The organism is Bacillus cereus group sp. BfR-BA-01311 (assembly GCF_022664295.1).
GTDB classification, from domain to species: Bacteria; Bacillota; Bacilli; order Bacillales; family Bacillaceae_G; genus Bacillus_A; species Bacillus_A cereus.
The window spans coordinates 54,515-69,697 of the sequence record NZ_JAKUHC010000011.1; the positions used below are offsets into that span (position 1 = coordinate 54,515).

A 15,183-nucleotide genomic window follows, 5' to 3' on the forward strand; every position below is an offset into this window, starting at 1 on the left:
TGCTTATATTTAGCAGCTTTTTTCGTCTTCATACATATGTAAAATTTCTTTCGCACGTATACGTAAACCATCTATCAATTCTTTCGGTTCTAACACTTTTGCATCTTTTCCAAGCCTATAAAATAAAGGCGTAATAAAATTAATTTCACCTTTATCAATTGTTGAATGTATATATCCTGTTCCGTCCTCATTTACTACAACGAATTCTTCAAGGTAAGGCACGCTTTTACATTGGCGCACACCTTCTGTCGTTAATAAAACATGTAACTGGATAGGAATGTTTATGACGTTAGAGCTAGAGTCAAACCATTCTTCTAAATTCATGAACGTACTTTCACTTTCTTCTGTTGATAATATAGAAAGAATACGATCAACGCGATACAGTAATACTTTTTTTCTACTGAAGTCATAGGATGGTAAGTACCATAGCCCGTCATGAGCATATACACCGATAGGATGAACATGTTTTGTTTTTATCCCCGATTTAGATTCATATTGAAATTGTAAATTTTTATTTTCAATAGCCGCGGTTAATACTTCGTTTAAAAGAGGGGTATCAATTGTACGCTTCGGATTCCAAAAAGCGATATAAGAACGTATTTTATCAACTTTCGTTTTCGCATCATGTTGTAGGGAGCTATACAGTTTATGTGTAACGGAATTGATTTCTGTGTTAAAAGGCAAGTCTCGATAGTAACTTAAAGATTGAAAAGCAAAAAAGATGGAGACTGCTTCTTCTTCCGTAAATAAGATAGGTGGAATGACTCTATTCGTTAATACTTTATAGCCGCCGTTACGACCTTGTTCTGCGTAAATGGGCAACCCCATATCACTTAAATCTAAAATGTATCTATGGACAGTACGAACGGAGATATTAAATTCATCAGCTATTTCTTGCGCTGTAAATGTCTTTTTGGCAGAAGCAAATATAAGAATATCTAATAAGCGTTTAGCTTTTGACAAATGTATCACCTTTTTTCTTTTTAACATGACATAAATTGTCGTGTTTTATTGTTAGTATATTGTTTACATCATATGTTATCAAGATGATTATCAAGATGAGATGCAAGGAGGAAAAGATATGTCACGTGAAATAGTTTTATTTATTGCGGCGAGCTTAGATGGATATATTGCGAAAGAAAATGATGATTTAGAGTGGTTAATGGAAACCGAAGGAGAGGGAGATAACGGTTATACAGAAATGTATGAAACGATTGATACAATAATTATGGGAAAACGAACGTATGATTATGTAGTAGAGCATACAGAAACATTTCCGTACTTAGATAAAGCATGTTATGTTTTTTCTCGTTCAGAAAAAGGCTCAGACGGAAACGTGGAGTTTGTAAATGAAGATGTAGTGGAGTTTACGAAAAGGCTAAAAGCACAAGAAGGATCTAAAATATGGATGGTTGGTGGAGGAAGTTTATTGAAAGAGTTTTTTAAGAATAATCTAATTGATGAATATGTTGTTACGATTACACCACATATATTAGGTTCTGGAGTTCCGTTATTTCAAGACAAGAATCCAGAAATTAATTTAACTTTAACGGATACGAAACGTTTTGGGGAATTTGTAAATTTATATTATAAAGTAAAATGATAAAGTGAAACTTTAATCAGTGGGGGTTTTGTTCATCTCCCACTGATTATTAGTTGAACCAATCGGGCTTTTACGGGCAGTTGATCCCCCACCTAACTTCTTTGCTTCCGCTGAATTTTGATGTAGGGGTCTTACTGCCCGTTAATGCGGGATAAAGAAACACTACTACTGATGGTAGTCGTGTTTCTTTACAGATGGTAATGAAATGATAAAACAAGATCCATGATCAACTTCACTCGTGACAGTAATCGTCCCGCCGTGTAGCTCTACAATTTCTTTCACGATAGATAGTCCTAAACCAGTTCCACCTGTAGCTCGTGATCTTGCTTTATCAACTCGATAAAAGCGTTCGAAAATGTGAGGGAGGTCTTCAAGCGGAATACCTTCGCCTTCATCTTCAATTGCAATGGAAATATGTTTATGTTCTTCTGTAACAGAAATGTTTATATGAGAATGCTCTTTTGAATGTCTATAAGCGTTATTTAAAATATTCACAACAACTTGTTCGAATCGTTGTTCATCTAAGTTTACTAGCAGTGTAGGAGGACAAGAGAAAGAAACTTTAATGTACCTTTCTTTATACATGGCGTTTACTTTTTCACATATACGCGTAAGGAAGGTGTGTAAATGCACTTCCTTTACTTGAATAGAAAAGTTATGTTGTTCCATTTGTGCAAGTGAAAATAAATCTTGAACTAAGTTTGTAATGTAATCAGACTCATCTTTTATAATTGATAAATATCGCAAACGTTGTTCAGAAGGGGTGCTTTCTTTTAAAGCAATGTCAGCATAACCTCTTACGTATGTTAACGGTGTTCGTAATTCGTGAGCAACACTTGCTAGAAATTCACTTCGCTCTGTTTTCATATAATGTAGATCATTTGCGAGCGTCTGAATAGATGATGCTAGTTCACCAATTTCATCATTTCGAGTAGTTGTTAATGAAACAGATAAATCACCTTTACTCATTTTTTCAGTGGCATGTTTCATGTGTAACAATGGTTTTGTTAATAATCGAGATAATAGGAAAATTGTGATGACTGTGAGTAGAAACGTGATGGCACCAGCAATAATGAATTGTTTCGTTAATCCATTAACTAACTTTTCAATTGATTCTGTTCCAAGAAACATGTACACATAGCCTTCATGTTTTCCATCTACTACAATGGGGCTAACTGTACATATATAATTAGATGTTTTCCAATGATTTTCTATAATCGCTCCATTATGGTCTGTTCGAGTTTGCATTTTACTAATATGATCGTTTATAGTCGTGTTTATTTCGTTAGATTTAGCTAGTATTTCTTTATTTGCATTTGTAATAACGACAGTTGTTTCAGCTTCAGATTCCATTAATGCTACGTGAGAGATGGTTTGCTCATCGTAATATTTTTCAAGTACATCTCGATGACTATTTCCTCGCTTTAATAAAGCTGTCATTTCTTCATTTACTCTAGTGTTTACAAGACTATAATAGAGCAAAATAAAGAGAACACTTTCAATTAAAAGTGTAACAATCAAAAAATAAAATCCGAATTGAATTGAAATTCGTTTCATCGTTTTGCCCCTTACTGTTCAGTATTAATCCATCGATAACCTACTCCATACACGGTTTTTAAATGATGATCAATAGGGAAATTTGCTTTTCGCAATTTATCACGTAAATTACGAATATGTGAATCGACTGTGCGATCTTCTGTATTTGTGTTTAACCCCCAAATTCGTTCGATGAGCTGATCACGGTTTAATACGTAGTTCACATGGCGTAAAAATAATCCGAGTAAAGAAAATTCAATTGGTGTGAGAAGGAGTTCTTCATTATGGACAGAAACGAAGTGTTTTGTTTCATCCCATACAATACCGTGATATTGGATTTGTTTATGTTCATTTGTACGTCTTAAAACAGCTTCAATTCTTGCGAAAAGTTCTTCTTCATGGAAAGGTTTCGTTACGTAATCATCGGCTCCAAGTTTTAATCCTTGAACGACATCTACTGTTTGATCACGAGCTGTAACCATAATAATAGGAATGTTACTAAAAGATCGGATTTTTTTGCACGTTTCCCATCCGTCCATCTTTGGCATCATAATATCGAGTAAAACAAATTTAAAGTTTCGATTTTCTATATGTAAAATAGCTTCTTCTCCTGAAGTCGCACATACGCAGTTATATCCAATTGGGGTAAGATAAAGCGTTAATAATTCAAGCATTCTCGGTTCATCGTCTACGAGCAGTATATCAATCATAGAGAGCCCTCCATATTTATAATCGTTACTTAAAGTGTAATGCAAAATCATGAAGAAATGGTGCAGATTATGATGTGTCTGCATAATTTCTTCAGAATTGCTTGTTATTGTGGAGTTGAAATTACATTTTAGGTAATCATATTGGCTCAAAAATGATTAATACGGAGGCGGTATAATGAAAAAAATGACCCGAATTTTTGGGATAACAATAATTACAGCAGTTGGTCTTGCTGCATGCGGACAAACGAATACAGACCATAAAAACCATGAATCTACAAAAGAGAAAAAAACAGAGCAAAAGAAAATGAAAATGAATCAGGAGGTAACGGCGCCAAAAGAAATGAACGAAGGGGCATCGTATGATTTATTAACGACAAGTTTAAAAAATGTGACGAGGTTAAATACAAATGATCCCCTGCAAATGGCAGTGTTAACTTCGCAAACGATATGGCCGGCAACCCATAAAGAGAACCAGCCGGGTGCTGTTATTTTAGTACCAGCAAGCGAGTGGCAATTAGGTATTGCGAGTGCAGACCTTATTCATCATCCGAATAACGGGCCGATTTTATTTATAGAAAAAGAAAAGATACCGGAAATGACGTTAAAAGAAATAAAACGATTAAATCCAATCGGAACGAAAGATGGAACACAAATTATGGTGATGGGGGATGTAGGTACTAGCGCGCTTGAACAATTAAAAGGTTATAAAGTAAAACAAATAAAAGAAACGGACCCAGCTATATTTGCGAAAGATGTTGATAAGGAGTATGCCGATATAACAGGAAGCTACCCAAATAGTGTTATTATCGGTTCATCTGCAGAAGAAGGACGTTTATATACAACACCCGCTGTAAATTGGATTTCTCATATGCCGGAACCACTACTCTATACAGAAAAGAATAAAGTGCCAGAAGCGACAATAGAGGCATTAAAGATGAGAAAAGATAAAGCAAATATATATGTATTAGGGCCAGAAAAAATTGTTTCAAAAGAAGTAGAAAAAGAGTTAAGCAAATACGGGAAAGTAACGCGTATTAGTGGAGAGACCCCTACAGAGAACTCGATTGCGTTCGCTAAATTTAAAGATGAAAAAACAAAATTTGGCTGGGGATTCACAAAACCTGGTCACGGTGTGTCATTTGTTTCAAGCAAAACACCAGATTTAGCAGTTGCTGGGGCACCTTTTTCACATATGGGTAAACACGCACCTGTTGTATTATTAGAAGAAGGTAAAGCTTCACAACCAGTGTATGACTTCCTTGCTACTATTCAGCCGAAGTTTAAAGATGATCCAACACTTGGACCATATAATCATGGCTTCTTATTAGGAAGTACGAGTGATATTTCATTTGAAACACAAGGAATACTAGATGAGAGGTTAGAAATTGTTCAGGAAAGTGGTCAAGGACACGGTGGACATTAATGAAATGAGAAAAGATGCTACTGATATAGCGTCTTTTTTTATTTTCCTCGACAAAATATGACAAAAAAGTTGTAACTGTTTCTGTTATGATAGTTTCGAAAATCTTACATTTTACATAATCGGAGGAAAAAGAATGTATAAAAAATTGGGTACTATTGCTTTAACAGGTGCACTTGCTTTTAGTTTATCTGCTTGTGGTGAAACTGAAGTTAAAGAAGAGAGTAAAAACGATGCTCCTAAACAGGCTGAAAAGAAAGATAAAAAGGAAAAAGCTGAAAGCAAGATTTATAAAATTGGAGATACTGTAGAAGTTAATGGTCTACAACTTACTTTCAGTTCAGCTAAATTCGTTGAGCCTAACGAATACGTAAAAGCTGAAAAAGGGAAAGTACTAGAAATCGCTTTTAACGCTAAAAATAATGGCAAAAAAGATATATATTTTGGAACTTCTGAATTAAAAATTGCTGATACTAACGGCAACCAATTCAAAGAGTACTTTGGTGGGGAAAATACGTTTATAAATGAAAATATTGCGCCAGGTAACCAAATTACAAACAAAATGTTATTTGATGTACCAGAAGGCGATAAGTTTGTTGGTACATTTAAACCTACATTTACATTTGACGAGAAATCAGTGAAATTTGAATTTGAAGTTGCTAAATAAGGAGAGATTGAAATGAAAAGAACAGCTGAATTTGTATTAGGTCTTATTGGAGGTATTTTTGGTATTATTTGTGCATTTGTTGCTTTATTGATCGGCGGTATGGGAGCTGCTTTTGAAGCTGATGGAGCAAATACTGTTATTGGTTTAGGTTGGGGAGCTGTGGCTCTATCAATCTTAGGAATTGTTGGATCTGTTATGGTAAGAAGTAAAGCGAAGGTTGGCGGTATTATGATGACTGTGGCTGCTATCGGTGGATTTATTTGTATTTCTATAATTTACTTATTACCAGGCGTATTACTATTAATCGGTGGGTTAATGGGTATATTCCGTAAGGATAAAGCAACTGTATCTGCATAAAATGAGCACTCGAAAGAGTGCTCTTACTATTTTCATTAAATTAGTATAAACTCCTCTAACCCTAAACTATCCAAACTAAACCTCATATATGAAGTGGAAATATCTATAGAACTTTAAATGAACTAAATTACATGTGCATTTTTCATCCATCCAAACAAAGTTTTCTTCATTTGACATACTGTAGAATCCGAAATCATTGTACGTTAAATCAACAATAGGTGATAGTATATTTAAAGTTTCCTAAAAAAGAAGCTACGAAGGTAACATCATTTTTAGGAAACTTTTACATAGCAAAAAATCTTCTACTCGTTATATAATAGCTTTCGTGCAGTCGGCTAGATTTTCTTATGGAGAAAATCAAATTATAAAGGAGTAGAGGAGTGATATTTTGTTTCAAACGATAAAAAATGACTGGTTTTCTAATGTGAAAGGGGACGTGTTATCAGGAATTGTCGTTGCTTTAGCGTTAATCCCTGAAGCGATAGCCTTCTCTGTTATTGCAGGCGTGGATCCGACAGTTGGACTATACGCAGCCTTTTGTATTGCAGTTACCATTTCATTTGTTGGCGGAAGAACTGGAATGATTTCAGCTGCAACAGGTGCAATGGCATTATTAATGGTAACGCTTGTTAAAGATCATGGTTTGCAATATTTATTTGCTACAACAATATTAACAGGTATTGTCCAGATTATTTTTGGCGTGTTCAAACTGAGCTCATTTATGAAGTTTGTTCCGAAATCTGTTATGAGTGGTTTTTTAAATTCACTTGGAATTTTAGTTTTTACAGCGCAATTGCCACATTTTAAAAATGCAACTTGGCAAATGTATGCACTCGTTGTATTAGGACTTGCAATTATATATTTATTTCCACGTATTACAACGGCTGTACCTTCTACGCTTATTTCAATTATTATTGTGACGAGTATTGCACTTATGAGCGGATTACAGTTGAAAACAGTAGGAGATATGGGAAGCCTGCCGAAAGAATTACCGTTCTTTAGTATTCCTGACGTGCCTTTTACACTTGAGACATTAGGGATTATTTTACCTTATGCAGTTATGCTTGCAATTATCGGTTTACTAGAATCATTATTAACAGCTTCAGTTTTAGATGATATGACGCATACGGAAAGTAATAAGCATAAAGAGGCACGCGGACAAGGGATCGCAAACATTGTTGCTGGTTTCTTCGGAGGAATGGCAGGTTGTGCAATGATCGGTCAATCTGTTATTAATATTAAATCAGGTGGACGAGGTCGCCTATCAACATTTGTAGCGGGCGGATTTTTAATCGTATTACTATTCGTTTTAGGAGATTATGTCGTTCATATTCCGATGGCAGCTTTAGTTGCAGTTATGATTATGGTTTCAATCGGAACGTTTGATTGGAACTCTGTAGCAACGATTCATAAAGTGCCAAAAGGGAACGCATTCGTCATGATCGTAACAGTCGTGGTCGTTCTTATCACTCATAATTTGGGATTAGGTGTAATTATCGGAACAGTAATTAGTGCGGTTTTATTTGCATTCAATATGGCAAAGATTCACGTGAAACATTTATATATTGAAAATAAGAAAATATACGAAATTCACGGTCAACTCTTCTTTGCATCTACAGCAGATTTTATAAATGCTTTTTCATTGGATGAAGATATAAAAGAAATCGAAATGAACTTTACTCATGCGCACGTATGGGATGATTCGGCAGTGGCATCAATTGATAAAGTTATTATGAAATATGAACAAAGTGGCGTGAAAGTAAGTATAACAGGATTAAATGAACGTAGCTCAAAACTTGTTGCAAATTTAGCTACTTATAATAAAAGAATTGCTAGTTAAAAGCCTCCTTTTTAGGGGGCTTTATTATATAATACGAGTAGGATAACGAAAAGGGGATTCAGCATATGTACAAACAAATTATATTAGCATGTGACGGTTCTGAACATGCACTTCGAGCAGCGGAACATGCAACATATATTGCAAAATGTAGCGAAGAAACAAATGTTGAAGTTGTGTACGTAGTAGATAATAGAACGGCAAAATCAGATATTATACAAGGTCAAACAGATTTAGAAACAATATCAGCTAGTCGAAAAGATAAATTAAAAGAGATTGAAGGTTTATTAAAGAAAGAGAACATTTCTTATACAATTACGATATTACATGGTGATCCTGGAGATACAATTGTTCAATATGTGAATACAGGAGATATAGATCTTGTCATTGCTGGAAGTAGAGGGCTCAATACACTGCAAGAAATGGTGCTGGGAAGTGTAAGTCATAAAATAGCAAAGCGTGTGAAATGTCCAGTGATGATTGTAAAATGAAATAGAATGTAACGAAGACCTTAGTATAACTGAGGTCTTTTTTTATGTATAAATGACTCTTATTTGTGGAAATACTAGATATATAAGTTGAAAAGATGTTAACTTACAAATTTGTAAGTTAGTTGTTAGAGAAATCGATGTTATGAAATTTTTCCCATTGGTAAAATAAAAGTATCAAAGGGGAGATAGGGAGGATGGAAGTAATGAAATCATTTCAAAATTTGTCATATAGCCAAGGTGTCAGTCTTATTTGTTTAGGGGGATTTGCTGCATCTGTTACGTTAGCCGTTTTAATAAAGGTGTTTCATCAAATTTTTTAATCTTATAGTAGGGAAGGAATGGGTTGTTATCATTAGTAGGAACAGCAATGAAAATAAAAAATAGCTCTTAGCATGTATGTAAATGCTAAGAGCTATTTTTATGCTTGTTATATATTATTTAAGCTTGTTTTGATTTTACTGACCCTGTATTTAAAGTAAGAGCAAGGAAGAACATTGCAAGTACGCAAGATGCAAGTAATAAGATGAATCCGCCATCCCATCCGAATGCATCTACGATAAAGCCCATAGCTGCACTAGCGAAAGCTGCTCCGCCTAAGTAACCGAAGAATCCAGTTAAGCCTGCTGCAGTTCCAGCAGCTTTCTTTGGTGCTAAATCTAGAGCGTGTAGACCAATTAACATAACCGGTCCGTAAATTAAAAATCCAATTGCGACAAGTGCGATACTATCAACCATTGGATTACCAGGAGGGTTTAACCAGTAAACAAGAACTGCGATAAATACACCAACCATAAATAGAATACCAGCAGGTGCACGACGTCCTTTAAATAGTTTATCACTCATCCATCCGCAAAGAAGTGTACCTGGAATACCGGCCCATTCATATAGAGCGTAAGCAGTACGTGAGCTACTATGAGTAAAGCTTTTTTCTTCTACTAAATAAGTAGGAGCCCAGTCTACAACGCCGTAACGTACGAAATATACGAAAACGTTCGCAATAGCGATGTACCATAAAAACTTATTGTTTAATACGTATTTAAATAAAATTTCCTTTACTGAAAGTTCGCGTTCGCGATCTTTTACTTTTTCATCTGGTGGATATTCCCCAGTATGTTCTTCAATAGAAGGTAGTCCACAAGATTGAGGTGTATCTTTCATCGTAATTAATACATAAATACCAACTAAAATTGAAAGAATACCTGGGAAGTAAAAAATACTTTTCCAGTCATCTGCGAAGAAGTATAAGCCTAATGTTACAAGGGAAGGCATAAGCGCTCCGCCAACATTATGAGCGACGTTCCAAATAGACATTTTTGTACCACGTTCGCTAATAGAGAACCAGTGAACCATCGTACGACCACAAGGAGGCCATCCCATACCTTGTACCCATCCATTTAAAAACTGAAGTACAAACATAAGTATAATGCTCGTTGTAATGAAAGAAAATGAGCCGAAAATAATATTAATGATACCTGATAAAAATAGCCCAGCTGCTAAAAAGTAGCGAGGATTACAACGATCGGATACGATACCCATAAGAAATTTACTTAATCCGTAAGCAATAGAAACTGCTGAAAGGATAACCCCAAGTTCCCCTTTACTAAAGCCTTGCTCGATTAAGTATGGCATTGCTAGTGAAAAGTTTTTTCGAACAAAGTAGTAGCCTGCATAACCGATGAAGATACCTAAGAATACTTGTAAACGTAATTTACGGTATTCGCTATCAACGCGATCAGCTGGTAAGCGTTCCGCGTGGGGCGCAGGTTTAAATAATTGTGTGAAAAACATAAAATGAAAATCCTCCCCTAATTAATTCGAAGCGTTTTAAGACAGAGAATATAAAAAGGCCATGAAATATAAAAAAGTTTCCTTTTTTATGATTCATAGCCGTGTACTCCGTTTCTCCGTGACTGTCAATATTAACTTCGTCGAAAATTATACAACTTTGTGACAAAAATGTAAACGTTTTTATGAATAAAAGTATTGACGGATTTTGTTCGCGGGATTAATATTTAAATACGTTAAATATTTTATTGTTTAAATAAGAGGTGGATAACATGCCAAATGATATGACGCATATCGATAAAATTCAAGCTCTTGCCTTTTCGATTGGAAAGAAAATGCAGACGGAGTTATTAGAACAAATGCAAGCAACAGGACTTACACCACCGCAGTTTTATATTTTAAAGATTTTAGATCATTATGGGGCTTCAAGAGCGACAACATTAGCAAAAAAGATGTATGTGAAGCCTAGCGCGATTACAGTGATGATTGATCGTCTAATCGATCAAGAACTTGTAGAACGCTATCACGACAAAGATGACCGTCGTGTTGTCATCATCGAGTTAACGAAAAAGGGGAAAGCTAGAGTAGAAGAGGCAATGACAGCTCGCAACGAGCATATTGCAAAATACTTTTCACATTTAGAGTTGCAAGAAAGAGAAGATTTATTACGTCTCTTTGAGAAGTTAGAAACCATTATTTGCGGGACACAAGAGAAAAAAGAGAATAACTAAGAGGAATTGAGGAGATTACATGGAGCAACAAGAAAATCAAAATAGAAAGTTGTTGTTAATCGGTTTAGTAATCGCGATGCTATTTGCTGCATTAGATGGAACAATTGTTGGTACAGCAATGCCACGTATCGTCGGTGACCTAGGCGGATTAAGTTTAATGACATGGTTAACAACAGCTTATATGTTAACATCAACGACAGTTGTACCAATTGCAGGTAAATTAGCGGATTTACTTGGTCGTCGTAACGTATATATAACAGGGCTAGTTATTTTCATGATTGGTTCGGCGTTATGTGGTATGGCGAATGGTATGACAGAATTAATTATTTTCCGTGGTATTCAAGGTCTTGGTGGCGGTATTATGATGCCAATGGCTATGATTATTATTGGAGATATGTTCACGGGAAAAGAACGTGCGAAATGGCAAGGTATTTTTGGTGCGTTATACGGTCTTGCTTCTGTAATTGGACCGCAAGTTGGTGGTTGGATTGTAGATGCAGTGAACTGGAGATGGGTATTCTACATTAACTTACCGGTTGGTATTTTAGCAACAATCTTTATTGCAATGGGATTAAAATCACATAAACAAACAGGACCAATTAAAATTGATATCGCTGGAATCTTTACGATGATTCTAGGTGTTGTAAGTTTATTACTTGCGCTAACGTTTGGCGGAAAAGATTATGCATGGGATTCTTGGCAAATTATCGGTTTATTCGCACTAGCTGTAATTGGTATCGTTAGCTTTGTTATTGTTGAAACGAAAGCTGAAGAGCCGATTTTACCAATGCATTTCTTTAAAAATCGCACATTTACAATACTGAATGCGATTGGATTCTTTATGAGTATTGGAATGTTCGGCGCGATTATGTTCGTACCATTCTTCATGCAAGGTATTGTAGGAGTAAGTGCTGCTGAATCAGGAACAATTATGACTCCAATGATGATTACAATGATTGTAATGAGTATTATCGGTGGGCAACTTGTATTAAAAGTTGGTGTAAAACCACAAATTATCGCGGGTATGCTTATTATGGCCGGTGGTTTTTGGTTATTAACAACGATGGATATGCACACAACGAAGCTTACAGCTACTTCTTATATGATGGTTATCGGTTTAGGAATGGGTCTTGTAATGCCGACATTAACATTAGCGTTACAAGAAAGCTTCCCGAAAAAAGACCTTGGTGTCGTAACGTCATCAAGTCAGTTCTTCCGTCAAATTGGTGGAACATTTGGTATTACAATTTTAGGATCAATTATGAATAACACTTCAGGTACAACGTTAACAAATAAATTAGTACCTGTATTAGATACATTCCCGAAAGAAGCGGGACAAATGGTAACGAAATTTAAAGATATGATTCACACAGATCCACAAGGTTTATATTCGATGCTATTTAGCCCAGAGGCATTAAAACAAATGCCAGAAGCGTTTGCTAACAGCATTGTACCTATTTTGAAAAACTCTTTAGTAGACTCGCTTCATACTGTATTCTTAACAGGATTAGTATTTATCGTAGTAGGTGCCATCTTTACGATTTTCTTACAAAAAATTAAACTATCAGATCGTAAAAAAGATGCTGAAGAGCCTGCTGTTGAAGAAAAAGAAAAAACTGTATCATACTCGTAATGAAGAAGCATCGCCTTATGGCGGTGCTTTTTTGAGTATAACCTTAAAAGCTTTTTAGTGAGAAATGATTGACGTATTTTTAGAAATACGTTATATTATTTTCTGTAAACGGTTACATGAAACGAGGAGAAAAGAGAATGAGTACGATTAAAGACGTTGCGAAATTAGCGGGAGTATCTGTTGCGACCGTTTCCAGAGTTCTAAATAAAAATGGATATGTTCATGAAGATACATTAAAAAAGGTAGAGCGTGCAATAGAGATGTTAGATTATAAGCCTAGTACAGTAGCGCGTTCACTGTATAATAAAAAGTCTCGTTTAATTGGCTTAGTTGTTCCGAATATCGTGAATCCGTTCTTTCCAGAAGTTGCACGTGCCGTAGAAGATGTAGCACATAAACAAGGTTACACAGTTGTTCTTTGTAACTCTGATGAAAGTTTAGAAAAAGAGAAACAATACATTGATGTACTTAGACAAAATAATGTAGATGGATTTATTGTAGCAACGAATCCACAAAATAGTGTTAATTACATGAATTTATCTGTTCCGGTTGTTGCGATTGACCGTATGTTTAATGAGCGTATTCCTACTGTATATGCAGATAACTATGCAGGAAGTCAGGCTGCGACAAAGTTGTTACTAGATAAAGGATGTAAACATATTGCACATATTCGCGGACCACGTGATGTGAGTACTGCAAATGAACGTTTTGAAGGTTTTGTAGACGTTATTACGCAAAATAATCTTTCGTATATGATTGCGGAGAGTACGTTTGAGCCAGCAAATAGTGAGCGTGTAGCGATGGAATTATTAGAAGAATACCCGCATATTGATGGTATTGTTGCTGGGAATGATTTAATTGCGATTGGTATTGTAAAGGCTGCACTTCAAAAGGGGATTGCCATTCCAGATGATTTACAAATTATCGGATTTGATGGCATTTCTTTAACGGAAATGATGTATCCATCTATTACAACAGTTGCACAACCGATATATGAAATGGGGAAAATTGCAACAGAGTTGTTGTTAGAGCAAATGGAAGGAAATACATTAGAAGAGAAACACTATCGTTTGCCAATTGAAATTATAGAACGAAATACAACGAAGTAAGGAGATGAAACAGATGCCAAATATTGCAGTAGTAGGAAGCATTTCAATGGACTTAGTGGCTGTTTCAAAAAAACGGCCGAAAGCAGGAGAAACAGTAATTGGTGAAGCGTTTCATACAATCCCAGGAGGGAAAGGGGCAAACCAAGCAGTTGCTGCAGCTAGGTTAGGAGCAAATGTAGCAATGGTTGGAGCGGTAGGAAATGATGATTATGGAACAGTAGTTAGAAAAAATTTAGAGAACGAACGCATTTTTATCGATTATGTGGTACCGGTTACAGATAGAACGACAGGAATTGCTCATATCGTTTTAGCAGAAGAAGATAACAGTATTGTTGTCGTACAAGGGGCAAATGCTCTTGTAAATAAGTCAGTTGTAGATCGCTCCAAAGACCTTCTTGTAAAAGCGGATATGGTTGTTCTTCAACTAGAAATTCCACTTGAAACAGTAAAATATGTATTGGCTATTTGTGAGGAACATAATATTCCTGTTATGTTGAATCCAGCGCCAGCACAAGTTTTATCAGAAGAAATTTTAGAAAAAGCAACTTATATTACGCCAAATGAACATGAGTGCCGCATCGTATTAGATGATTTTACATCACCAATTGAAGATTTATTGGCGAAGTATCCAAATAAATTATTGATGACAGAAGGTTCTAACGGTGTTCGTTTCCATAATGGAACAGAGATTGTACATGTTCCTAGCATTGCTGTTGATGTAGTGGATACAACTGGAGCTGGTGATACATTTAATGGTGCGTTAGCAGTTGCACTTTCTGAAGGAGAGACACTTCAAAAAGCAATTCGTTTCGCGAATATTGCCGGTGGTCTTTCTGTAACGAAACTTGGGGCACAGGGCGGTATGCCAACGAGAGATCGAGTACGTGAAGTGCAGGTGATTGTTGGATGAAAAAGCATGGTGTATTAAACAGTGAAATCGCGGCAGTCCTTGCTTCACTTGGGCATACAGATACGGTTGTAATTGCTGATTGCGGTTTACCAATTCCTGACGGAGTAAAACGAATTGATTTAGCTGTTGAGATTGGAAAACCGAGTTTTTTAGAGGTGTTACAAGTTGTAGCTGATGATATGGCAATCGAAAAAGTGACGTTAGCAGAAGAAGTCATTATAAATAATGCGGAAGTAAATAAAGAGATCGAACGGAAATTAATAGAGCCAGCATTTGAGTATGTATCTCATGAACAATTTAAAGAGAATACAAAGAAAGCGAAGGCAATTATTCGTACAGGCGAGGCTACGCCTTATGCAAATGTAATTTTACATGCAGGCGTGATTTTTTAATA

16 protein-coding genes are annotated in these 15,183 nt (G+C 35.7%); 12 read left to right on the plus strand and 4 right to left on the minus strand.

Annotated elements, in window-relative coordinates; all coding sequences use genetic code 11:
* Positions 1 to 9 precede the first annotated feature (9 nt).
* Complete coding sequence (locus MR136_RS21680; protein ID WP_139303892.1) at positions 10 to 990, minus strand: helix-turn-helix transcriptional regulator; 981 nt, start codon at positions 988 to 990, stop codon at positions 10 to 12.
* Between the two features lie 91 nt (positions 991 to 1,081).
* On the opposite strand from MR136_RS21680, the gene MR136_RS21685 reads away from it, so the two are divergent.
* Positions 1,082 to 1,603 (plus strand): dihydrofolate reductase family protein, encoded by a 522-nt coding sequence (locus tag MR136_RS21685; RefSeq protein WP_017673727.1) that lies wholly within the window; start codon positions 1,082 to 1,084, stop codon positions 1,601 to 1,603.
* A gap of 165 nt (positions 1,604 to 1,768) precedes the next feature.
* Here the strand turns inward: MR136_RS21685 and MR136_RS21690 are convergent, their stop codons facing one another.
* Both MR136_RS21690 and MR136_RS21695 read right to left on the minus strand, forming a co-directional pair.
* Entirely contained in the window at positions 1,769 to 3,160 is a 1,392-nt protein-coding gene (locus tag MR136_RS21690; protein ID WP_000822528.1) for a sensor histidine kinase, read from the minus strand.
* A gap of 11 nt (positions 3,161 to 3,171) precedes the next feature.
* A complete protein-coding gene (locus MR136_RS21695; protein ID WP_017673726.1) occupies positions 3,172 to 3,849 on the minus strand; it encodes a response regulator transcription factor in 678 nt (225 codons plus the stop codon).
* Between the two features lie 175 nt (positions 3,850 to 4,024).
* Between MR136_RS21695 and MR136_RS21700 the strand changes: the two genes are divergently transcribed.
* The 6 genes from MR136_RS21700 (at position 4,025) to MR136_RS21725 (ending at position 8,941) form a co-directional block, all read left to right on the plus strand.
* On the plus strand, positions 4,025 to 5,272 hold the full coding sequence (locus MR136_RS21700; protein WP_242259592.1) for a cell wall-binding repeat-containing protein: 1,248 nt from the start codon (positions 4,025 to 4,027) through the stop codon (positions 5,270 to 5,272).
* A 133-nt stretch (positions 5,273 to 5,405) separates the two neighbouring features.
* Complete coding sequence (locus tag MR136_RS21705; protein WP_017673724.1) at positions 5,406 to 5,936, plus strand: DUF4352 domain-containing protein; 531 nt, start codon at positions 5,406 to 5,408, stop codon at positions 5,934 to 5,936.
* Positions 5,937 to 5,948: 12 nt separating this feature from the next.
* Positions 5,949 to 6,293, plus strand: a complete 345-nt coding sequence (locus MR136_RS21710; protein WP_000831286.1) for a DUF4064 domain-containing protein — start codon at positions 5,949 to 5,951, stop codon at positions 6,291 to 6,293.
* A gap of 388 nt (positions 6,294 to 6,681) precedes the next feature.
* Positions 6,682 to 8,133: a SulP family inorganic anion transporter gene (locus tag MR136_RS21715; protein WP_000487893.1), complete on the plus strand. Its 1,452-nt coding sequence runs from the start codon at positions 6,682 to 6,684 to the stop codon at positions 8,131 to 8,133.
* 65 nt (positions 8,134 to 8,198) lie between these two features.
* Positions 8,199 to 8,621 (plus strand): universal stress protein, encoded by a 423-nt coding sequence (locus MR136_RS21720; protein WP_000277999.1) that lies wholly within the window; start codon positions 8,199 to 8,201, stop codon positions 8,619 to 8,621.
* Between the two features lie 203 nt (positions 8,622 to 8,824).
* Positions 8,825 to 8,941, plus strand: coding sequence for a DUF4027 family protein (locus MR136_RS21725; protein ID WP_000834733.1), 117 nt, complete (start codon positions 8,825 to 8,827; stop codon positions 8,939 to 8,941).
* Positions 8,942 to 9,059: 118 nt separating this feature from the next.
* On the opposite strand, the gene glpT is transcribed toward MR136_RS21725, so the two are convergent.
* Positions 9,060 to 10,409, minus strand: coding sequence for a glycerol-3-phosphate transporter (gene glpT, locus MR136_RS21730; protein WP_000466385.1), 1,350 nt, complete (start codon positions 10,407 to 10,409; stop codon positions 9,060 to 9,062).
* A gap of 269 nt (positions 10,410 to 10,678) precedes the next feature.
* On the opposite strand from glpT, the gene MR136_RS21735 reads away from it, so the two are divergent.
* From MR136_RS21735 to rbsD, 5 genes are all read left to right on the plus strand, one after another.
* The gene (locus tag MR136_RS21735) at positions 10,679 to 11,137 is read left to right on the plus strand and encodes a MarR family winged helix-turn-helix transcriptional regulator (RefSeq protein ID WP_001132365.1); all 459 of its coding nucleotides are present in this window, start codon (positions 10,679 to 10,681) and stop codon (positions 11,135 to 11,137) included.
* Between the two features lie 19 nt (positions 11,138 to 11,156).
* On the plus strand, positions 11,157 to 12,770 hold the full coding sequence (locus MR136_RS21740) for an MDR family MFS transporter (protein ID WP_000437647.1): 1,614 nt from the start codon (positions 11,157 to 11,159) through the stop codon (positions 12,768 to 12,770).
* 137 nt (positions 12,771 to 12,907) lie between these two features.
* The gene (gene rbsR, locus MR136_RS21745) at positions 12,908 to 13,879 is read left to right on the plus strand and encodes a ribose operon transcriptional repressor RbsR (protein WP_000104051.1); all 972 of its coding nucleotides are present in this window, start codon (positions 12,908 to 12,910) and stop codon (positions 13,877 to 13,879) included.
* A gap of 13 nt (positions 13,880 to 13,892) precedes the next feature.
* Positions 13,893 to 14,789 carry a ribokinase gene (gene rbsK, locus MR136_RS21750; RefSeq protein WP_001132865.1) on the plus strand — a complete coding sequence of 299 codons (897 nt, stop codon included), beginning with the start codon at positions 13,893 to 13,895 and terminating at the stop codon, positions 14,787 to 14,789.
* Positions 14,786 to 15,181 carry a D-ribose pyranase gene (gene rbsD / locus MR136_RS21755; protein ID WP_017673722.1) on the plus strand — a complete coding sequence of 132 codons (396 nt, stop codon included), beginning with the start codon at positions 14,786 to 14,788 and terminating at the stop codon, positions 15,179 to 15,181. The genes rbsK and rbsD overlap by 4 nt, the downstream gene beginning before the upstream one ends.
* The last annotated feature ends 2 nt before the right edge of the window (positions 15,182 to 15,183 follow it).